Raw genomic sequence first — 19,085 nt, 5'->3', positions numbered from 1 at the left:
AAAAAGATAATATATAGTGGAGTTACATCATACGTTTCTCATACAAATATAGAAGGGGAGGGAGAGACCAAATGAAAGATATTTTAATGAAATACATGACAAAGCTTACAACATTAAGTGAAGAGCAGCAGCGTATAATCGTGGAAGAATTACAAATTGAAGAATATAAAAAAGGAACAGTACTCCTAAGACAAGGAGATGTTCCGTCTAAATGTTACTTTGTATTAAAAGGATGCGTGAGGCAACATTGTATAGATGAAGCCGGGAAAGAAGTTACATCAAATTTTTATACAGAAGAACAAGCAATTGCAAATTTCAATCATCATAAACAAGATAAATCATCCTCACATACATTAACGTGTCTAGAAGACTGCCTAGTTGTAGTTGGCGACCTGTATTGTGAAAAGGACATGTATAAGAAATATTCACAGTTAGAAGAAATGACACGTCAAATGATTGAATACAATTTTGGTGAGGTACAAGAAGAACTTACATTATTTATTGCATCGACACCAGAAGAGCGCTACAAATCATTATTACAAAAACGACCTCATTTAATCAATCGTGTTCCTCAATATCAATTGGCAAGTTATCTAGGTATTACGCCAGAATCATTAAGTAGAATTAAGAAACGACTCAAACAGTAGAGTCTTTTCCACCTCTAATCAATAGCCATATACTAAATCCTAGTTCACCTGCGATCATCGGTAGTTGAAAGACAACATTAAGAATGGAAATCATCGCATCATATTGTGAAAACATTGTATTCATGACGTGAATTACGATATAACCGATAGCAGCGATGAATAGTAATACACTAATCAATTTCGGTATTTGTTTAGATAGAAAAGTTACATATCCTAAAGTGAAAAGATGTAAGCCGAAAATGATTAACCCTACAGACCAAATGTATTTAAAAGCTTCTAGAAATAACATTGTATATGCTTCTGAATTAGCAACTGTACTTTTTGAAAGAAGTAATACAAATGTTAAATTGAATATAGCAATCCCAAGTATAGCTGTATACATAAGACGAAGACAGGTAGCTAGTAATGAGAGGCTAGCATGGATAGGTTTTAGAAAGAAATAAAGAGCCCACGAGGCGATAATATCCGTAATGAAAATGATAATCCATCCGAAGATTTCTGCTTTGAAAAGTAAACTTGAAGTTTGAATATTATGGAGTGTCGTGCTCGCATTACTTGGTACAACGAGATTTCCATGAACAAAACCGTAAGAAAAAAATGCAGTGAATGCCATGATAAGAAGAGAAGTGCCTGCAAATAAGGAAAATTTTCGCTCAGTCATAATACGTCCTCCTATTCTAATGTTGTTTTCATTGTAATAGGGAAGAGGAGGAGATTCATTGACTTAAATCAAGAGAGGGGAAGTTTAGTGGAATTTCCATCAAAAAAAGATATATGGTTATATCCGATTTTTTTTGTTGTCATTGGAGCGTGTTTTGCTCCCATATTTGTAGGAAGAGAACATTTTCTTTTGTTTTTCACAATCCCATTAGCCATATTATTTATTTGGAGTTGGTTTTCAACAAAATATATTGTTGGAGAAGAAGCAATTATTATTAAATCGGGTCTCGTTAAAAAACGTATATTTATACGAAATATAAAACAAATTTCAAATACGAAAAATCCAATAGCAGCTCATGCCTTATCATTTGATCGAATTGAAATTGTTTACGGCGCACATAAAACAGAAATTATTTCTCCTAAAGATAAAGAGCAATTTATTAGTCATGTGAAAAATAAAAATCCAAAGTAAAAGAGTGGCTTCATAGCCACTCTTTTACTTTGGATTTGTCATATAAGGTTGTACATGAATAATACATAGGTCACGGAACTTTCCTTCAGCAGTTGTGACAATTACGACTGCTCTTCCTGCACTTTTTCCAGTAATGGTTACTGTATCACCTTTTGGATACAGTGTGATAACATCAGCATTCGTATTTGTCCAAATAAGTTCGTTATTGGTGGCTTGTACTGGCAAAACAGAAGCGGATAACTCAGTGCTTTGTCCCGTTCTTACTTTTAACTTGTTTTTTTCCATATGAACACCGATGACTGAAACAACAGAAGGAGCAATTGAAATTTTAGGTGGATTAGGTTGTATGTTCAAACAAGACGCAGAAGTATTGGTGATAGGTGAAAATTTTCGTGTTTGTTGTTGCTGGAAAGCTGCTAACATGTTGGAGTCCCCTTTCTGTATAAGTGCTGATACTAACACTATAAAGGAGTAGTGTTATGCTAAATTTAACGAAACATAAAGAATTTGTTAAATTCGAGTAGAAGATTGTCGAACTTTGATTAAAAAAGCTCTGCTGTTACGATATCAGCAGAGCTTTCACCTTATAGACTATGTTGTTTTTCGAAATCCTCAAATTGTTCTTCAACTTCTTTTGAAGTTTGCGTTAGTAAACTAACAATTATGATCACTAGTAAACTAATAGCGAAACCAGGAATCATTTCATATAAGAAGTTTTTTAAGAATTTAAATTGTGTCCATATAATAACAGTCGCAGCACCAGAAATCATACCAGCAAGTGCGCCCCATTTTGTCATACGTTTCCAATATAGACTTAATAAAATAGCAGGTCCGAATGAGGAACCAAATCCAGCCCAAGCGTATCCAACAAGAGCTAAAATCGTATCATTTTGTTTAAACGCTAAAGCGCATCCGACTAATGCAATAACAAGTACAGCCATACGACCGACAAATACAAGCTCTTTATCAGAAGCAGAACGTTTAAAGAATGTACGATATAAATCTTCAGTTATAGCACTAGAAGTAACGAGTAACTGAGATGAGATTGTACTCATAATAGCTGCTAAAATGGCTGCTAATAAAAATCCAGTAATAAGTGGATGGAATAAAATTTTTCCAAGTTCAAGGAAAATTGTTTCTGGGTTAGATAATGTTAAATCTTGTTGTGAGTAGTAAGCAATACCGATAAGACCAGTAAACATAGCTCCGACAACAGAGAAAATCATCCAGCTCATACCAATTCTTCGTGCGCTTTTAATTTCTTTTACAGACGAAATTGCCATAAAGCGTACGATAATATGAGGTTGTCCAACATAACCAAGGCCCCATGCGAATAAAGAAATCATCCCTAAAGTAGAGGCACCTTTAAAAATATCTAAACGTGTTGGATCTACAGAGCGGATGGTATCAAATGCAGGTCCAAGTCCGTTCGAATTCATAATTGTTACGATAGGAACAAGAATAAGAGCGACTACCATAATGATTCCTTGCACGAAGTCTGTCCAACTTACTGCTAAGAAACCACCAAATAATGTGTAAGCTACAACAACGCCTGCAACAATGAATAATCCAACATGATAGTTCATGCCAAATGAATTTTCAAATAATACAGCGCCTGAAACTAATCCTGAAGCTACATAGAAAGTAAAGAAAATCATAATAACAAGTCCGGATACTAAACGTAGCATGTGAGATTTGTCGTGGAAACGGTGTTCCAAAAATTCTGGGATAGTAATAGAGTTATTTGCAATTTCAGAGTAGGTACGTAAGCGAGGAGCGACATATAGCCAGTTTGCGTATGCGCCTAGTGTCAGGCCGATCGCAATCCAACTACTACTTAATCCAACGCTAAACATTGCACCGGGTAAGCCCATTAAAAGCCAACCACTCATATCGGATGCTCCAGCGCTTAATGCTGTTACTGCGGGGCCTAATGTACGCCCGCCAAGCATATAATCTGTTAAGTTGGACGTTCGTTTATAGGCGAAATAGCCAATTACTAACATCCCGAGCATGTAAATAGAGATAGAAGTTAAAGTTAACATCTGCGTACTCATGTAGTTCCCCTTCCTTTTGTCATGTCTTTTGATGCGTTATGCATATTTATAATCTATCATGATTATTCTGAAAAATCCATACGGAAATATGAATTTTCAGAAATGTAAGCGTTTTTTGACATCATTTTACTTTTTTAATATATAATATTCATACAAAAAACCTTATTTTTAATAGAGTATTTATTATATTTACATAAAAAGAGGTTGTTTTGTCAATATAATATTGAAAGGAAAGAAAAATAAATTTTTTTAAAAAGTATTGACTTGTGAAAAAAGTCAGGTCTATAATGAGTGCAACTTAAAAAAAATGCAAGCGTTGATGAAGAAGAGTACACATGATGAACATGTCAGAGAGCTGATGGTTGGTGCGAATCAGTATGGGATTGATGTGGAATGGGCTTCGGAGCTTCCAAACCGAAACGAAAGAAGTAGGCTTTGGCGACATGATCTCATCGATACAAGAGACACGTATTGTTTTTGATACGGTAAAGTGCGTTACATTTGTAACGAATTAAGGTGGCACCACGGGAGTACCCGTCCTTTCTATAGGATGAGTACTCCCTTTTTGTGTACAAAAAATTAAATAAATGAAATCGTTGAAGTAAGAAGAGTACGTATATTGGAGACGTTACAGAGAGCTGGGGATAGGTGGGAGCCCGGTGCGGTGCCATATACGGAATGGGCTTACGAGAGGTATGCTGAACAATTATTTTCAGTAGGCAACCCGGGTTCCGCCGTTACAAGGATAAGGTATATATTTTGTACCTGAATAAAGCGGGATGCTTTTGCGTCCAACATGAGGTGGTACCACGGTAAATTTATCGTCCTCTACATATTTCGATATGTAGGGGACTTTTTTTATTTTTCGGAGTGAGGTGAAAGGCATGATGACAAAAGACGAATTTATGAAGCAAAACGAACAAGGAAAAGCATTTTTAGTAATCGCTGAAGAAGAAGGAGATAGCATTACGCCAATTTCTTTATATAGACGTATGAAGGGAAAGAAAAAGTTTTTATTAGAAAGCTCCCAGCTTCATCAAGATAAAGGACGCTATTCTTACTTAGGATGTAATCCGTATGGTGAAGTGAAAAGTATTGGTACAGAAGTGGAACGAACGATTTATGGTCAAACAGAAAAGCTACAAGGTAACGTACTACAAGTGTTAGAAAAAGAAATCGCGTCAGCTCAAGTAGACAGCCCATTTCCATTTTGCGGAGGAGCAGTTGGTTATATTGGCTATGACGTCATTCGGCAATATGAAAACATTGGAGCGGATTTACACGATCCATTGAATATTCCAGAAGTACACCTTTTACTATATCGTGAGTTTATCGTGTATGACCACTTACGCCAAAAGTTATCATTTGTATATGTATGCAGGGAAGATGATGTAGCTTCTTATGAAGAAGTATACGAAAGGCTGCGAGTATACAAAGAGGAATTGCTACAGGGAGAAGAAGTTGAAGTAACTGAAATAAAATCAACATTATCATTCACTTCCTCTATAACGGAAAAAGAATTTTGCGTGATGGTAGAAACAGCGAAAGAATACATTCGCGCCGGGGACATATTCCAAGTCGTATTATCCCAGCGTTTGCAAAGTGAATGTATTGGTGATCCATTCGCGTTATACCGAAAACTTCGGATCGCCAATCCATCACCATATATGTTCTATATCGATTTTCAAGACTATGTTGTACTCGGTTCCTCGCCAGAAAGTTTGTTATCAGTAAGAGACGATAAAGTGATGACGAACCCAATTGCCGGTACGAGGCCGAGAGGGAAAACGAAGCAGGAAGATGCGGAAATTGAGAAAGAACTGTTAGAAAATGAGAAAGAACGAGCGGAGCACATGATGCTTGTGGATCTTGGGCGGAATGATATTGGCAGAGTAAGTGAAATTGGATCTGTGACGATAGATAAATATATGAAAGTAGAAAAATATTCTCACGTTATGCACATTGTATCTGAAGTTTACGGAACATTGCGAAAACAGATGAGCGGATTTGATGCATTAGCGTATTGTCTACCAGCAGGAACAGTGTCAGGCGCTCCGAAAATTAGAGCGATGGAAATTATAAATGAGCTAGAGAATGAAAAAAGGAATGTATACGCGGGTGCAGTTGGATACGTTAGTTTTTCAGGGAATCTTGACATGGCACTCGCCATTCGAACGATGGTCGTAAAAGATGAAAAAGCATACGTTCAGGCAGGAGCGGGAATTGTTTATGATTCAGACCCAGTAGCTGAATATGAAGAAACGTTAAATAAAGCGAGAGCGCTCTTGGAGGTAATGAAATGATTGTACTAATTGATAATTACGATTCATTCACATATAACTTGTATCAACTGTTAGGGGAATACGAAGAAGATATTGTAGTCGTAAGAAATGATCAAATAACGATAGAACAGCTAGAAGGGATGAATCCAACAGGAATTGTGCTTTCACCAGGACCAGGAAAACCAGAGGATGCTGGCGTTTGTATCGATGTCATCCGTCATTTTTATAAGAACGTTCCCATATTAGGTATTTGCCTTGGACATCAAGCAATTATATCAGCATTTGGAGGAGACATTGTTAGAGCAGAGCGCATTAAACATGGAAAAACATCACGCGTGAAACATAACGGAACGTCAATCTTTTCATACGTGACACAGCCGCTAACAGCGATGCGCTACCATTCGCTGGTTGCAGCACAAACGAGTTTGCCACAATGTTTTGACATACTAGCGACAGCGATGGACGATGGAGAAATTATGGCAGTTCGTCACAATTATTATCCGCTCTTCGGATTACAGTTTCATCCGGAATCAATCGCGACAGAAGAAGGCGGAAAGTTAATACGTGCCTTTTTAGGCGAAGTGAAAGAGGAGGAAAGAGTATGAATAACTATCTTCGTAAATTAGTGGAGGGGAAACATTTAACAGAAGAGGAGATGTATAGAGCAGGGCTTCTTTTATTAAATGAAAACATATTGGAAAGTGAAATTGCAGCTTTCTTAGTCCTACTGAAAGCGAAAGGTGAAACAGCAGAAGAAATATACGGCCTTGTTCGAGCTCTTCGTGAAAAGGCATTACCGTTTTCGAACCATATACAAGGAGCGATGGACAATTGCGGGACGGGTGGTGACGGTGCCCAAACGTTTAATATTAGTACAACATCGGCATTTGTACTGGCAGGAGCTGGCGTAAAGGTTGCAAAACATGGTAACCGTGCTGTTTCTAGTAAAACAGGAAGTGCAGATTTATTAGAAGAACTCGGTGTAAATATTAGCAGTACGCCAAACGAAATTGATTATTTACTAGAGCATGTCGGGATCGCATTTTTATTCGCACCAGCGATGCATCCAGCATTAAGGCGCATTATGAAAATAAGAAAAGAATTAAACGTTCCGACGATCTTTAATTTAATTGGACCGTTAACAAATCCGGTGAATTTAGAAACACAATTTGTCGGCATTTATAAACGAGATATGTTACTACCAGTTGCACAAGTATTACAGAAACTAGGGAGAAAACAAGCGCTTGTCGTAAACGGAAGTGGTTTTTTAGATGAAGCATCATTGCAAGGAGAAAATCATGTTGTCATTTTAAAAGATAATGAAATAGTAGAAACGAGTATTGAACCTGAGAAATATGGTTTCGTAATAGTGAAAAACGAAGAGATAAGAGGCGGGAATTCGAAAGAAAATGCAAAGATTACGCTTGGAGTATTAAGCGGAGAAAAGAGCGTCTATCGCGATACTGTTTTATTAAATGCAGGTCTGGCCCTTTTCGCAAATGGAAAAGCAGAAACGATTGAAGAAGGAATTAAACTTGCAGCGCATAGTATTGACTCTGGAAAAGCATTAGCCAAACTAAACTTATTAATTGCAGCAAGTAATGAAAAATTAGAAAGGGTGAATTAAAGTGGGGACGATTTTAGACAAAATTGTAGACCAAAAGAAAAAGGAAGTTGAGGCATTATATGAAACCTATACACCAATAAAAGAAAGTAGAAAGACACATTCACTCGTAGAAGCATTACAGCAGTTTACTGTTATTGCCGAAGTAAAGCGAGCATCACCATCAAAAGGAGATATCAATTTACACGTTGATGTACGAAAACAAGTGAAAACATACGAAGATTGTGGCGCAGGAGCAATTTCTGTTTTAACAGATGGTCAATTTTTTAAAGGATCTTTTCATGATTTACAAACGGCAAGAGAAGAAAGTAGCATTCCGCTTTTATGCAAAGATTTCATAATTGATAAGATTCAAATTGATAGCGCATATGAAGCAGGAGCAGATATCATTTTACTAATCGTAGCGGCGTTAACGAAAGAGAAGTTAAAAGAGCTGTATAGCTACGTACTAGAAAAAGGATTAGAAGCAATTGTTGAAGTTCATGATGAACAGGAATTAGAAATTGCAATCCAATTAAATCCGCACGTTATCGGTATTAACAACCGTAATTTAAAAACATTCGAAGTCGATTTAAGCCAAACAGAAAAGCTTGGAAAACGATTAAATGAGGAGAAATTACTTTGGATTAGTGAGAGCGGGATTCATTCAAAGGAAGATATTATTCGCGTCAAACGAGCCGGAGCAAAAGGTGTATTAGTTGGAGAAGCACTTATGACATCATCTTCTATTCGTACCTTTTTTGAAGATTGTAAGGTGAACATATGAAAGTGAAAATTTGCGGGATTACTAATATGGAAACAGCAAAATGTGCTTGCGAATACGGAGCAGATGCACTCGGATTTGTTTTTGCAGAAAGTAAGCGGAAAATCACTCCAGGGCTAGCGAAAGACATCATTCAGGAGCTTCCAGCAAATGTATTAAAAATCGGTGTTTTCGTAAATGAATCAGTAGAAGAGATACAGAAAATTGCAGATGAGTGCGGGTTAACGCATGTGCAACTACATGGGGATGAAGACAATCATCAAATTAGAAGATTGAATATTCTGTCTATAAAGGCTCTCGGAGTGACTTCGGAGGACGATATGAAAAATGCTCAAACATATGAAACGGATTATATATTGTTTGATAGCCCGAAAGAAAAGTTTCACGGAGGAAATGGAAAGAAATTTTCATGGGAACTACTTGTGCATATGCCAAAAGAGTTGCGAGAGAAAACGATATTAGCTGGTGGATTAAACGCTCTTAATATAGAAGAAGCGATTCGAACTATTCAGCCGTACATGGTCGATGTAAGTAGCGGAGTAGAGACAGAAGGAAAGAAAGATCTAAAGAAAATAAAACAATTTATTATAAAAGCGAAGGAGTGTTCCAAATGAATTACGCATATCCGGATGAAAAAGGTCACTACGGTATATACGGAGGACGATACGTTCCAGAAACGTTAATGCAATCTGTATTAGAACTAGAAGAAGCATATAAAGAAGCGATGCAAGATGAAGCGTTTCAAAAGGAATTACATCATTATTTAAAAACGTACGTAGGAAGAGAAACACCGCTTTATTTCGCTGAAAATATGACGAAGTATTGCGGCGGTGCAAAGATTTATTTAAAACGTGAAGATTTGAATCATACAGGAGCTCATAAAATTAACAATACAATCGGTCAGGCACTTCTTGCAGTACGAATGGGCAAGAAGAAAGTTGTCGCTGAAACAGGGGCTGGACAACACGGTGTTGCAACAGCTACTGTATGTGCTCTTCTCGGATTAGAATGCGTCATCTTTATGGGAGAAGAAGATGTGAGACGTCAAAAATTAAACGTGTTCCGAATGGAATTACTCGGAGCGAAAGTAGAAAGTGTAGCGGCAGGTAGCGGTACGTTAAAAGATGCGGTGAACGAGGCGCTTCGTTACTGGGTTTCACATGTGCATGATACGCACTACATTATGGGATCCGTTCTTGGACCGCATCCATTTCCGCAAATTGTTCGTGATTTTCAAAGTGTAATTGGGAAAGAAACGAAAAAACAGTATGAAGCGTTAGAAGGAAAGTTACCAGAAGCAGTCGTTGCTTGTATTGGTGGTGGGAGTAATGCGATGGGGATGTTTTATCCGTTCGTACACGATGAAGAAGTCGCTCTTTACGGCGTAGAAGCAGCTGGAAAAGGCGTTCATACAGAAAAGCATGCAGCTACTTTAACGAAAGGAAGCGTTGGCGTTTTACACGGATCGATGATGTATCTTCTGCAAAATGAAGAAGGACAAATTCAAGAAGCTCACTCTATTTCAGCAGGACTCGATTACCCGGGTGTTGGGCCAGAACATAGCTTGCTAAAAGATATTGGCCGCGTTTCTTATCATTCGATTACAGATGATGAAGCGTTAGAAGCATTTCAATTATTAACGAAAAAAGAAGGGATTATTCCAGCATTAGAAAGTTCACATGCTGTCGCATACGCATTAAAATTAGCACCGCAAATGAAGAAAGACGAAGGGCTTGTCATTTGTTTATCCGGCCGTGGTGATAAAGATGTAGAAAGTATAAAACGTTATATGGAAGAGGTGTAAAAAATGGGAGTAGAAAAAATTAAAGCAGCGTTTGAAAATGGTAAGAAAGCATTTATTCCGTACGTAATGGGCGGAGATGGTGGCCTTGAAAAATTAAAAGAAAGAATTTGTTTTCTAGATGAAGCAGGAGCGAGCATCGTTGAAATCGGCATTCCGTTTTCAGATCCAGTCGCAGACGGTCCAACGATTCAAAGAGCAGGGAAACGAGCGCTAGACAGCGGTGTAACAGTAAAAGGTATTTTTCAAGCATTAATAGAGGTAAGGAAAGAAGTACAAATTCCGTTTGTACTCATGACATATTTAAATCCAGTACTCGCATTCGGAAAAGAACGATTCATCGAAAACTGTATAGAAGCAGGTGTAGATGGCATCATCGTTCCAGACTTACCGTATGAAGAACAAGACATTATTGCGCCGTTTTTCCGAGAGGCAAATATTGCTTTAATTCCACTTGTAACTGTAACAAGTCCAATTGAGCGAATCGAAAAAATTACGAGTGAATCAGAAGGATTCGTCTACGCTGTTACAGTAGCGGGCGTAACAGGAGTACGTCAAAACTTTAAAGGTGAGATTCATAGTTACTTAGAAAAAGTAAAATCACATACGCATTTACCGGTAGTAGCAGGGTTCGGTATTTCAACAAAGGAACATGTAGAAGAAATGATTACAATATGTGACGGAGTTGTCGTTGGAAGTAAGGTCATTGAGCTGTTAGAAAATGAAAAACGCGAAGAAATATGTGAGTTAATACAGGTAACAAAACAAAAAGAAGAGGCATAAGTCTCTTCTTTTTGTTTTACGTAATAAATGTTAAAATATACAGAAAATACATATAACTTAGAGGGTGAGAAAGCATGCTAAGACGAAAACTACTATATCTTCTTTTAACCGTACCACTATACGCTTGGCTCATTAGCATGACGAAAATAGAGTTGATGGCTCTATTTTTAGGATATGTATTTATCTTTTCTAACTTAAATCGCATTCAAGAACAGTCTATTTTAGAAATATGTATATTTTCGATTAGTATAGAATTATTTAGTATCGTTTCGATTGTATTATTAAATGAATTATTCAGATGGATCCATTTATTTGAATTAATGAAATTTGGAAATGTTGTATTGCAAGTAATATGTGCTTATCTTGTGTTTGTTGTGTTAGACAAAATAGTCGGACAGCAGAGCGTTTTTCAGGATAATAGAAAATGGGAGTGAAAAGGAGCCGTTTGGCTTCTTTTTACAACTGTTGTAAAAACAATTGAAAATTATAACATCTGTTATATAATAGTTAAAAATTGTATTTTAAACGAAATGAGATGATAACATGGCCATATTGTTGGCACTTATCCCAATTATGATGATTTTCATTTGTTTATTTTTATTTAAACAAACGTCATTAAAGTCCTCATTAATTTCTTATGTGGTATCTGTTGGAATCGTTTTACTCTCGCCAACGTTTCAATTAGGGATAAGTGAAACTGTGCACGCAACGATTAAAGGATGGTTAATTTGTTTTATTGTCGGGTATGTTTTGTTTTTTGGTATTTTTTTATTTCACCTCATGAACAAAATGGGGTACATCGATCAAGTAGCACGTTTTCTAGAAGAAGTTACGCAGGATCGCTTATTACAAATGCTTCTTATGTGTTTTGGTATTTGTCCGCTGATTGAATCAGTAAGTGGATTCGGAATTGGCTTCATGGTTGCGGCACCTATTTTTCTTTCATTAGGCTATAAACCGTTTCAAGCTGTATTACTTTCATTTATCGGCTTACTAGCTAGCTCATGGGGCGCAATGGCAACAGGTACAATTATCGGTTCGCAGCTTATAAATATGCCGCTTACAATACTTGGAACAAATACCGCACTACTAAGCGTTCCAATGTTTGCTTATTTCGTCATTCTTTCTTTACACGTTGTTGGTGGTTGGCAGGCTGTTATTGAAAAGTGGAAAGAAGGATTCGGTTTCTTTCTATTATTTTCTCTCGGAATCTATCTTTCTAACGCATACGTAAGTGTGGAACTAGCCGGGATATTAAGTTCTATCGTTACCATTACATTTGGCTTTCTTATCATTAAATTAAAAGGAAAAAATGCGCAAAATCTAATGACAGAGCATGCGGCTGCAACGGAGAGAGAAGTGTCTATTATAAAAATTATTAGCCCTTATATATTTCTAACAGTTTGTATTTTACTTTCTCGCCTCGTTCCAGCATTGCATGATGTATTTAGATCATATGCCGTCCTTGATCTAAAATCATACTCTTACAAATTAGAAATGCTGTATTCACCAGGATTTTGGCTCGGTATGACATGCTTATTTACTATTATTTTCTTCCGCATTCCATCTCATATTATTAAACAATCACTCTCGCAAACGATAAAACAATGGATTCCATTTGCGATTACAACGACGATGTTTATCGCCATTTCAGAACTAATGGGTGCATCTGGTATGCATTCATTACTTGCAAAAGCAGCTGGTGAAACATTTGGAACGTTTTTCGTTTTCGTTGCTCCGTTCATCGGTGGAATCGGTGGCTTTTTAACAGGTAGTAACGCAGGATCAAATGCGATGTTTATAAAACTACAAATGCAAACGGCGCAAAACGTAGCCCTCCCGTGGCAATACGTCACAACACTGCAAAACACTGCATCGTCAGTAGCGACTATCGCTTGCCCGTCACGTATTACACTAGGTGCGTATTTATGTAACATCCCGTATCGTGAAAATGAACTATTAAAGAAGACGACGTTAATGATCTTTGGCGCGGTGTTGCTTGTAGTGGTAGAGGTTATTTTTTGGTATATGTTGAGAAATTAAAAATCCTCCTAGCATAGGAGGATTTTTTGTACGATTGGATAATGTTTTAAATATGAAAAGCTTCTACTAAGTCAACAACCCGCCACTTAACACCCTTACGGGTCGTTTGAAGTGGGGGCTTGCGTCTGTCGGAGTTCGACAGTGCTTCTACCCTCATAGAGAGCAACTACGCTTATTCCTACCCAGTAGTACGAACGAGCAATGCTCTCCTACCTTAGTATGGTGGAGCATAAGGACGGTTGACTTCGCCCCTACCACAAGAGCTATACTCCTGTGGTAACTACACTGATATGCTTAATTCCCTTACGGTGTAGATTCATCGCACCAATACGGTCATCATTTGATTGGTATTGGCAATTTTTACACTTAAAAGTGTGTAGCTTTTTATTACGATTCGCTTTTTCAATGTTTCCGCACTTAGGGCAAGTTTGGGAAGTATATTGGGGGTCTACCACAATTACCTTTTGTCCATTCAATTCAGCTTTATACTCAAGCATTTGACGGAACTGATAGAAAGCCCAAGATACAGAAACATAGCGGTTTTTCACTCGTACTTTCTCTGTCGCAGAACGAACCCCTGTTAAGTCTTCTAAAACAAACATAGTACCTCTAGGGTATGCCTCAACGAGTGCCTTTGTAATTTGATGGTTTACATCAGTTACATAACGGTTTTCTCTTGAGCCAATTTGTTTTATTTTCTTACGAGAAGATGGTGTTTGTCGTGTTTGTAATTGCTTACGAGTAGCTTTAAATTTACCACGCTTATGTTTAACAATATTTCCGTTGTAGAAGGTTGTTTTGCCCTGACTATCATAAGTGGTTGCAAGGAAGTTGATTCCTAAATCAACACCAACGATGTTGTTTACATCTGCGAAATCTAATGTTTGGTACTCTTTTGTCATCGGGATATGTAAGAACCACTTTTTGTACTTATGCACTAATTTAGCAGTACCAAATTTCCAAGTGCTGTTGAAGTATTTCTTCATAGCCTTACGCTCATAATTTAGTTTTAGGCGACCTTCAAGCGTGTTTACACTAAATTGGTTTTTGGTTAGTGAATAATCTCGATTCCAGACTAAATCATATTCTGCAAGTTTGAAGTCAATCAAAGACCATTCATGTCCATTTGATTTAGCCGACTTGTAACGAGCAATTACAGTTTTCATCACAGATTGAGCCATTTGACTTTTTAACCTAAATTGATTTCGTAAATCAGAATAATATAAGTTATTGAGATTTACTTGATTAAGGTTCTTTGTTTCAAATATGTGTTTTGATAACCAATTACAAGCCTTGCGGTAAGCGTTCGTTGTTATCTTTAGACTTTCAGCTTGATTATCGGAAACATGGATTTGTATTTTTGCAGTAATTGTAGGCATTATTTTCACCGCCTTTCACTAATTAAATTGTAACAGATTTTTAGTGAAAGCAAACAACTTAAGTAGAGAAAGTAGGAGGCAAGGTGGAAGTTTCAGATACTTGATATGGTACAGAATCTTACGATTTTTAACGTACCATACCGTATCTGCCGGCAATTCCTCCCCCACTTATCGTTGGGCTATCGCCCTTCACACGATTGAAGTAGGGGGTATCCTTGCCGATTTTAGATGAATAGGAGATGAAATGTATGCCCCTAAAAAACTACGGCGTGTTAAAAGGTACAGTTATACAATCAAAGATTGGAAAAGGGAAAACACCTCATTATCAAGTTCATTTACAAGGTGAAGCAGAAGTAGACTATCGTATTGCAATTAACGTGAAATCGCAAAGTTATCCGTCAGAAGTTTTATATTTTGCGAGTGATAATATCAGGTCAGAGGCGATTCATATTTTACCGACATTACCATTCGGTTTTACAGAAATAAAAAACAATGAACCGAAAGTAGCTTTAGACTACGTAAGAGGTAATGTATTTGATTCGCAGCAAATGATTCCTTTACCAGCTGAAAAAGCAGGAGTGGATAATGATTTAAATGAAAAAATAGAGCGTTATATAAAACGAGCGATAGAAGAAAAAGCAACTATTTACGCGTTTGGTGAAAGATGGGGACCAGAAGAAAATACACCTGATTCTTACTTTCATTTCGAACCAGGAAACGGTATACACGATATTCATATGAATCAAGGGAATGTAGAGAAATGGAAAGGTGATAATGGTATATGGCAAGACGGAGGAATACTCATTCATTTTGAAAAGGAAGAAGAATGGATCGGTATCTTTCTTGCCTTCCAATCACAGTCATGGTGTACCGATGAAGAGGGGCATGCTCGCGTTCCGGTTGAGCATTGTGATTATAAGAGGAATAATTGATAAGAAGAGGGCGTTCAAAACGAACGCCCTCCTCTTATTTTATAAAATCCAAGACTAACAAGTGTAGAAAGACAAGAGAACAGCAGAGCCACACTAGAAAACGCAATGAGGTACATATTATACTTCATCACTTTTCCAATGAGCTGGTTACTGTCGTACTGAAATAGTCCTGCTATTATGTTGAATAAAAATAAAACGATAAACATGACGATAACACCGTCTATCGATCCTTTAATATCTGGTTTACTTAAAGCGATATGTGCAGAAATACAAATGGCGATAAATAAAAATAGCCAAAAGGAAGGATTCAATAAATTACTTATTGTAAATAAGCTTTTCAATAATACAAACGTCGACAAGAGCATGTTTTGAACCATTTCTACATTAATAGAAGTAGAAGCGATTGTTTTTTCGAGAGCTGTATTAAATAAGAAATATGAATTTGGTACGAAATAGCGCATTAAAAGGATTAACGCAGTAATACCGGAAATAATAGGACCGATTCCAATGAAGAAGTTCCCAATTCGTTGATATACACTTTTTTGATTGTATTGATGTTGTACGTAGCCTAAAGCACCTTGACTTGTATCTGTTGGGAAAAACTGCGTTGCTACAATTTTATGACGAAATAGTACACACATAATGGCATGTCCAAGTTCGTGAATAGGAACACCAATCCACGCCGTTAAAAGGAATCCTTTTCTTCCGAAAGCTCTCGACCAATACAAGCGTGTGAGAGATTCTAAATAACCTAATAGAAATCCAATTACAATGATAACGCCAATTAAGGAAAATAATTGGATTATGCTTGTAAGGAGTATTTGAAAAATTGAGTTTACCACTTCCATTGTCTTTCATCCAATCTGTTAAAAATGTTATTTGTTCTGTTTCATAATAGCATTATTTTTCAAGAATGCTAGCATATATATTTTCTTTTGAAAGAAGGATTTCAGAATCTTTTTCTTGTAGTCATGTTTTATGTCCAAAGTCATATATTGAATTTGTAACACCCTATATGGTATATGCTTAAGGAGGGATGAGAGAATGAAATGTCCGTCATGTCATACAGAAAATGTAGCAGAGGCAAAGTTTTGCGGAAATTGTGGACACTCGTTAATGGAAGAAGTAGTGGCAAGTAGTGGTCAAGAAGAAGGGACGGAACTAGCGCGCACGGTACAAGCGAAGGAAACTCGACCAAATGAAACGGTAGAGCAAGCGAAGCGATTTGCGAGTGGGTATTTTCAGTTTTTTAAACATGCTTTCAAAGCACCGACAGCGATTATGAAAAGCGGCAAGGTTGAAGTACGAAATGGAATTGTAAGTCTTGTTCTTATTTGTTTTTTAGGAGCATGTATTTTTTATAGAATGATGAGTGCTGCTGCAGCTGTTACGAAAACATTTGCACCAGATATACCTACTCCTACATTCTTTTTGGACTCTGTAACGGTCTTTTTATTTTTACTAATTTTAACTTTATTTGTCGGATTTATTATTTTTGTAAGTGGGAAGATGATGAAATCATCGTTTTCGTTTCTTGAAGTATTTGGAATATGGGGAACGATAGCAACTCCGGCAATTGCTATATTAGTGCTTTCTTTTCTATTTAGTTTTTTATTAATCTTCTTCTTACCAATCTTATTAGGGCTAGCTACAACGTATATGGGAATTAGTATAATTGTAGCTACAGTAAAACTAGATAACGGTGGATTAGATCTTGTTTATACTCTTTTTATCGCAAATGTTTTCATCGGAATTGCAACGTTTATCGTGTTTTGGTCTTACATAAACACGATAATTCAAACCATTACTCAGGGATTAACTGGCCTCTAAAGAAAAGGTGGTTGAATGGATGAATGTATGTACAAAGTGTGGGACTCAGTTTGAAGACGGTGTGCAATTTTGTCAAAACTGCGGTCAGCAGAGGGAAAGTCTTGTAGTAAAGAAGAAAATGAGCAGCGGTACAAAAGTTGGCATTACACTCTTAACGTTACTTGTTGTAGTGATTGTTGGATTGTATTTGTACGGATCATCGTATTATAAGCAGGCGGCACAAGTAGACCGAATGATTACGATTTTACAAGAGAGGGACGGGGAGAAGTTAGCTAAAATCGTCACGACAGATGATCCATCAGTTATTGTAACGAGAGAGAGTTTAACTCCTCTATTTTCATATATAAAAGAAAATCCATCTTACGTGAGTGAATTGAAAGAATATTTGAGAAAAGGTGAAAAACAAGGGAGTGGAATCGAAAGAACAGATTTTTCGTTAACAAAAGACGGAAAGTATTTCTTTTTATTTGATCGGTATAAATTGAAAGCGAAGACGTACTATACAACTTTGCTTACAAATGAAAAAGGCGTAGCGTTAAAAATGAACGGAAAAGAAATTGATAAGTCAGATGATAAAAAGTTTGAGAAGCAATATGGACCTTTTCTCCCAGGAATTCAAGTGTTTCAATCAGAATATAAAAATGACTATGTAAAACTATCACGTGGAGAAAAGGTTGTACTTATGAAACAAGGTCAAAATAACGTAACGATAGATTTAACGTTGCAAGGGCAATATATTACAGTTCAAACGAACGCGCCTGGTGCAACATTATACGTGAACCAAAAACCAGTTACAGCGCTAGCTGGAGAAGAAATTAAGTGGGGACCGGTAGCAACTGATGGAAGTGCGACGATTTATTTAGAACGAAATGGAGAAAGTGGAAGGGAAACGACAAAGGTAGAAACGGTAACGGCACTTTCGTCTTATAATCTTCCATTCCAAAAGAAAAGTGCGGAAAAAACAGTTGTTTACAATGTTACTCCGCCGCCTACGACTCGGTATGTATATAATGGTTTCATCTTCCCGGATAGTGATATTCGAAAACTAACGAGTGCAGAATTAACATATTTATCGAAAGAACAGTTGAAAATTGCTAGAAATGAAATATACGCAAGACATGGACATATTTTTCAAACGAAAGATATGCAAGCGTACTTTTCAAAACAGTCTTGGTATAGAGAAAATCCGTATTTTTCAGGAACGTTAACCAATATTGAATCCTATAATGTGGAACTGATTAAAGCAAGAGAATAAACATGTGAAAAAGGTACAGTGCATAGCTGTACCTTTTCTATGGTTTTTTAGCTGAACCAGGATCCCTTGAAAAAAAGATATGAAAGAGGAATGTGACTTTACTTGCTTTTCCCGATGTACTAGCCTGTACGGCGGATAAAGAACTAGGTGATAAAGCTACTTCAGAATAGGGTGCTACGATTGTTTTGAGAGTATGATCTGACTCTCCTGATGTAGTAACCGTTATTGTATCTTGAGATAAGTTAATAACTTTAATAGTACCACTTGGAAATATGGACTTACCAGCATGTGAGGCTGAAGCGAAGCGAGTGCCTTTCCAAATATCTTGTGCGTAAGTATCATTGTCAGATGACCAAGCACGAGCGCTGTATATGGTTGCGTTAATGGAAAATTCTTGGTCAAGTGGCATGGCGGCTTTCGGTTCTTGCGGTTCCTCTGGAGTTTGAGCGAGAAGGCCAGCGCACATGTATATTTCACCTACTTTCAATTATTACTGTTATAGCATATTAAATATCTTGTTTATAAGACACGACGGATACCTATTTACACATAGTTTT

General features: G+C 37.0%; 20 protein-coding genes and 2 other annotated features. Of the genes, 14 read left to right on the top strand and 6 right to left on the bottom strand.

Annotation, left to right across the window (positions count from 1 at the left end; translation table 11 throughout):
* The first annotated feature begins 71 nt into the window (after window positions 1–71).
* Window positions 72–647: a Crp/Fnr family transcriptional regulator gene (locus tag ACUN28_RS23210; protein WP_016088858.1), complete on the top strand. Its 576-nt coding sequence runs from the start codon at window positions 72–74 to the stop codon at window positions 645–647.
* Here ACUN28_RS23210 and ACUN28_RS23205 read toward each other — a convergent pair.
* Window positions 637–1,308: a DUF4386 domain-containing protein gene (locus ACUN28_RS23205; RefSeq protein WP_016088857.1), complete on the bottom strand. Its 672-nt coding sequence runs from the start codon at window positions 1,306–1,308 to the stop codon at window positions 637–639. The genes ACUN28_RS23210 and ACUN28_RS23205 overlap by 11 nt on opposite strands.
* An 87-nt stretch (window positions 1,309–1,395) precedes the next feature.
* Between ACUN28_RS23205 and ACUN28_RS23200 the strand changes: the two genes are divergently transcribed.
* On the top strand, window positions 1,396–1,779 hold the full coding sequence (locus tag ACUN28_RS23200) for a PH domain-containing protein (RefSeq protein ID WP_016088856.1): 384 nt from the start codon (window positions 1,396–1,398) through the stop codon (window positions 1,777–1,779).
* Between the two features lie 24 nt (window positions 1,780–1,803).
* Here the strand turns inward: ACUN28_RS23200 and ACUN28_RS23195 are convergent, their stop codons facing one another.
* Both ACUN28_RS23195 and putP read right to left on the bottom strand, forming a co-directional pair.
* Window positions 1,804–2,202 carry an Ig-like domain-containing protein gene (locus ACUN28_RS23195; protein WP_016088855.1) on the bottom strand — a complete coding sequence of 133 codons (399 nt, stop codon included), beginning with the start codon at window positions 2,200–2,202 and terminating at the stop codon, window positions 1,804–1,806.
* Window positions 2,203–2,363: 161 nt separating this feature from the next.
* On the bottom strand, window positions 2,364–3,836 hold the full coding sequence (gene putP / locus ACUN28_RS23190) for a sodium/proline symporter PutP (protein ID WP_016088854.1): 1,473 nt from the start codon (window positions 3,834–3,836) through the stop codon (window positions 2,364–2,366).
* 307 nt (window positions 3,837–4,143) lie between these two features.
* Window positions 4,144–4,381: a binding site (T-box leader), on the top strand.
* A gap of 42 nt (window positions 4,382–4,423) precedes the next feature.
* Window positions 4,424–4,668 (top strand) — a binding site (T-box leader).
* Between the two features lie 52 nt (window positions 4,669–4,720).
* Between putP and trpE the strand changes: the two genes are divergently transcribed.
* The 9 genes from trpE (at window position 4,721) to ACUN28_RS23145 (ending at window position 13,132) form a co-directional block, all read left to right on the top strand.
* Complete coding sequence (trpE, locus tag ACUN28_RS23185) at window positions 4,721–6,139, top strand: anthranilate synthase component I (RefSeq protein WP_016088853.1); 1,419 nt, start codon at window positions 4,721–4,723, stop codon at window positions 6,137–6,139.
* Window positions 6,136–6,723: an aminodeoxychorismate/anthranilate synthase component II gene (locus ACUN28_RS23180; RefSeq protein WP_016088852.1), complete on the top strand. Its 588-nt coding sequence runs from the start codon at window positions 6,136–6,138 to the stop codon at window positions 6,721–6,723. The genes trpE and ACUN28_RS23180 overlap by 4 nt, the downstream gene beginning before the upstream one ends.
* Window positions 6,720–7,745, top strand: a complete 1,026-nt coding sequence (trpD, locus tag ACUN28_RS23175; RefSeq protein ID WP_016088851.1) for an anthranilate phosphoribosyltransferase — start codon at window positions 6,720–6,722, stop codon at window positions 7,743–7,745. The genes ACUN28_RS23180 and trpD overlap by 4 nt, the downstream gene beginning before the upstream one ends.
* 1 nt (window position 7,746) lies before the next feature.
* A complete protein-coding gene (gene trpC / locus ACUN28_RS23170) occupies window positions 7,747–8,508 on the top strand; it encodes an indole-3-glycerol phosphate synthase TrpC (protein ID WP_016088850.1) in 762 nt (253 codons plus the stop codon).
* Window positions 8,505–9,119: a phosphoribosylanthranilate isomerase gene (locus tag ACUN28_RS23165; RefSeq protein ID WP_016088849.1), complete on the top strand. Its 615-nt coding sequence runs from the start codon at window positions 8,505–8,507 to the stop codon at window positions 9,117–9,119. The genes trpC and ACUN28_RS23165 overlap by 4 nt, the downstream gene beginning before the upstream one ends.
* Window positions 9,116–10,309 carry a tryptophan synthase subunit beta gene (gene trpB, locus ACUN28_RS23160; RefSeq protein ID WP_016088848.1) on the top strand — a complete coding sequence of 398 codons (1,194 nt, stop codon included), beginning with the start codon at window positions 9,116–9,118 and terminating at the stop codon, window positions 10,307–10,309. The genes ACUN28_RS23165 and trpB overlap by 4 nt, the downstream gene beginning before the upstream one ends.
* Before the next feature lie 3 nt (window positions 10,310–10,312).
* Complete coding sequence (trpA, locus tag ACUN28_RS23155) at window positions 10,313–11,089, top strand: tryptophan synthase subunit alpha (RefSeq protein ID WP_016088847.1); 777 nt, start codon at window positions 10,313–10,315, stop codon at window positions 11,087–11,089.
* 74 nt (window positions 11,090–11,163) lie between these two features.
* Entirely contained in the window at window positions 11,164–11,523 is a 360-nt protein-coding gene (locus ACUN28_RS23150; RefSeq protein WP_016088846.1) for a DUF4029 domain-containing protein, read from the top strand.
* Between the two features lie 109 nt (window positions 11,524–11,632).
* Window positions 11,633–13,132, top strand: a complete 1,500-nt coding sequence (locus ACUN28_RS23145; protein ID WP_016088845.1) for an L-lactate permease — start codon at window positions 11,633–11,635, stop codon at window positions 13,130–13,132.
* Between the two features lie 263 nt (window positions 13,133–13,395).
* Here ACUN28_RS23145 and ACUN28_RS23140 read toward each other — a convergent pair whose 3' ends face one another.
* Window positions 13,396–14,511, bottom strand: a complete 1,116-nt coding sequence (locus ACUN28_RS23140) for an RNA-guided endonuclease InsQ/TnpB family protein (RefSeq protein WP_016088844.1) — start codon at window positions 14,509–14,511, stop codon at window positions 13,396–13,398.
* Window positions 14,512–14,759: 248 nt separating this feature from the next.
* On the opposite strand from ACUN28_RS23140, the gene ACUN28_RS23135 reads away from it, so the two are divergent.
* A complete protein-coding gene (locus tag ACUN28_RS23135; RefSeq protein ID WP_016088843.1) occupies window positions 14,760–15,443 on the top strand; it encodes a DUF2278 family protein in 684 nt (227 codons plus the stop codon).
* 14 nt (window positions 15,444–15,457) lie between these two features.
* On the opposite strand, the gene ACUN28_RS23130 is transcribed toward ACUN28_RS23135, so the two are convergent.
* Entirely contained in the window at window positions 15,458–16,291 is an 834-nt protein-coding gene (locus ACUN28_RS23130) for a hypothetical protein (RefSeq protein ID WP_016088842.1), read from the bottom strand.
* Window positions 16,292–16,487: 196 nt separating this feature from the next.
* Between ACUN28_RS23130 and ACUN28_RS23125 the strand changes: the two genes are divergently transcribed.
* Both ACUN28_RS23125 and ACUN28_RS23120 read left to right on the top strand, forming a co-directional pair.
* Window positions 16,488–17,273: a zinc ribbon domain-containing protein gene (locus ACUN28_RS23125; RefSeq protein WP_016088841.1), complete on the top strand. Its 786-nt coding sequence runs from the start codon at window positions 16,488–16,490 to the stop codon at window positions 17,271–17,273.
* A gap of 19 nt (window positions 17,274–17,292) precedes the next feature.
* The gene (locus tag ACUN28_RS23120) at window positions 17,293–18,528 is read left to right on the top strand and encodes a TcaA 3rd/4th domain-containing protein (RefSeq protein ID WP_016088840.1); all 1,236 of its coding nucleotides are present in this window, start codon (window positions 17,293–17,295) and stop codon (window positions 18,526–18,528) included.
* 37 nt (window positions 18,529–18,565) lie between these two features.
* Here the strand turns inward: ACUN28_RS23120 and ACUN28_RS23115 are convergent, their stop codons facing one another.
* The gene (locus ACUN28_RS23115) at window positions 18,566–18,994 is read right to left on the bottom strand and encodes a hypothetical protein (protein WP_016088839.1); all 429 of its coding nucleotides are present in this window, start codon (window positions 18,992–18,994) and stop codon (window positions 18,566–18,568) included.
* Window positions 18,995–19,085 lie beyond the last annotated feature (91 nt).

The sequence above is a fragment of the Bacillus sp. WC2507 genome, assembly GCF_052656125.1.
Note: the sequence above shows the minus strand (reverse complement) of the source record. Positions and strands in the feature narration are given on the sequence as shown.

Excerpts from the sequence above, each read along its gene's own strand:
- ACUN28_RS23120 (WP_016088840.1), top strand. The coding sequence starts at position 17,293 with ATGAATGTATGTACAAAGTGTGGGACTCAGTTTGAAGACGGTGTGCAA.
- ACUN28_RS23150 (WP_016088846.1), top strand. The coding sequence starts at position 11,164 with ATGCTAAGACGAAAACTACTATATCTTCTTTTAACCGTACCACTATAC.
- trpB (WP_016088848.1), top strand. The coding sequence starts at position 9,116 with ATGAATTACGCATATCCGGATGAAAAAGGTCACTACGGTATATACGGA.
- ACUN28_RS23135 (WP_016088843.1), top strand. The coding sequence starts at position 14,760 with ATGCCCCTAAAAAACTACGGCGTGTTAAAAGGTACAGTTATACAATCA.
- ACUN28_RS23140 (WP_016088844.1), bottom strand. The coding sequence starts at position 14,511 with ATGCCTACAATTACTGCAAAAATACAAATCCATGTTTCCGATAATCAA.
- ACUN28_RS23195 (WP_016088855.1), bottom strand. The coding sequence starts at position 2,202 with ATGTTAGCAGCTTTCCAGCAACAACAAACACGAAAATTTTCACCTATC.
- ACUN28_RS23210 (WP_016088858.1), top strand. The coding sequence starts at position 72 with ATGAAAGATATTTTAATGAAATACATGACAAAGCTTACAACATTAAGT.
- trpA (WP_016088847.1), top strand. The coding sequence starts at position 10,313 with ATGGGAGTAGAAAAAATTAAAGCAGCGTTTGAAAATGGTAAGAAAGCA.
- ACUN28_RS23205 (WP_016088857.1), bottom strand. The coding sequence starts at position 1,308 with ATGACTGAGCGAAAATTTTCCTTATTTGCAGGCACTTCTCTTCTTATC.
- ACUN28_RS23125 (WP_016088841.1), top strand. The coding sequence starts at position 16,488 with ATGAAATGTCCGTCATGTCATACAGAAAATGTAGCAGAGGCAAAGTTT.
- ACUN28_RS23180 (WP_016088852.1), top strand. The coding sequence starts at position 6,136 with ATGATTGTACTAATTGATAATTACGATTCATTCACATATAACTTGTAT.
- trpE (WP_016088853.1), top strand. The coding sequence starts at position 4,721 with ATGATGACAAAAGACGAATTTATGAAGCAAAACGAACAAGGAAAAGCA.
- ACUN28_RS23115 (WP_016088839.1), bottom strand. The coding sequence starts at position 18,994 with ATGTGCGCTGGCCTTCTCGCTCAAACTCCAGAGGAACCGCAAGAACCG.
- ACUN28_RS23145 (WP_016088845.1), top strand. The coding sequence starts at position 11,633 with ATGGCCATATTGTTGGCACTTATCCCAATTATGATGATTTTCATTTGT.
- ACUN28_RS23130 (WP_016088842.1), bottom strand. The coding sequence starts at position 16,291 with ATGGAAGTGGTAAACTCAATTTTTCAAATACTCCTTACAAGCATAATC.
- putP (WP_016088854.1), bottom strand. The coding sequence starts at position 3,836 with ATGAGTACGCAGATGTTAACTTTAACTTCTATCTCTATTTACATGCTC.
- ACUN28_RS23165 (WP_016088849.1), top strand. The coding sequence starts at position 8,505 with ATGAAAGTGAAAATTTGCGGGATTACTAATATGGAAACAGCAAAATGT.
- trpD (WP_016088851.1), top strand. The coding sequence starts at position 6,720 with ATGAATAACTATCTTCGTAAATTAGTGGAGGGGAAACATTTAACAGAA.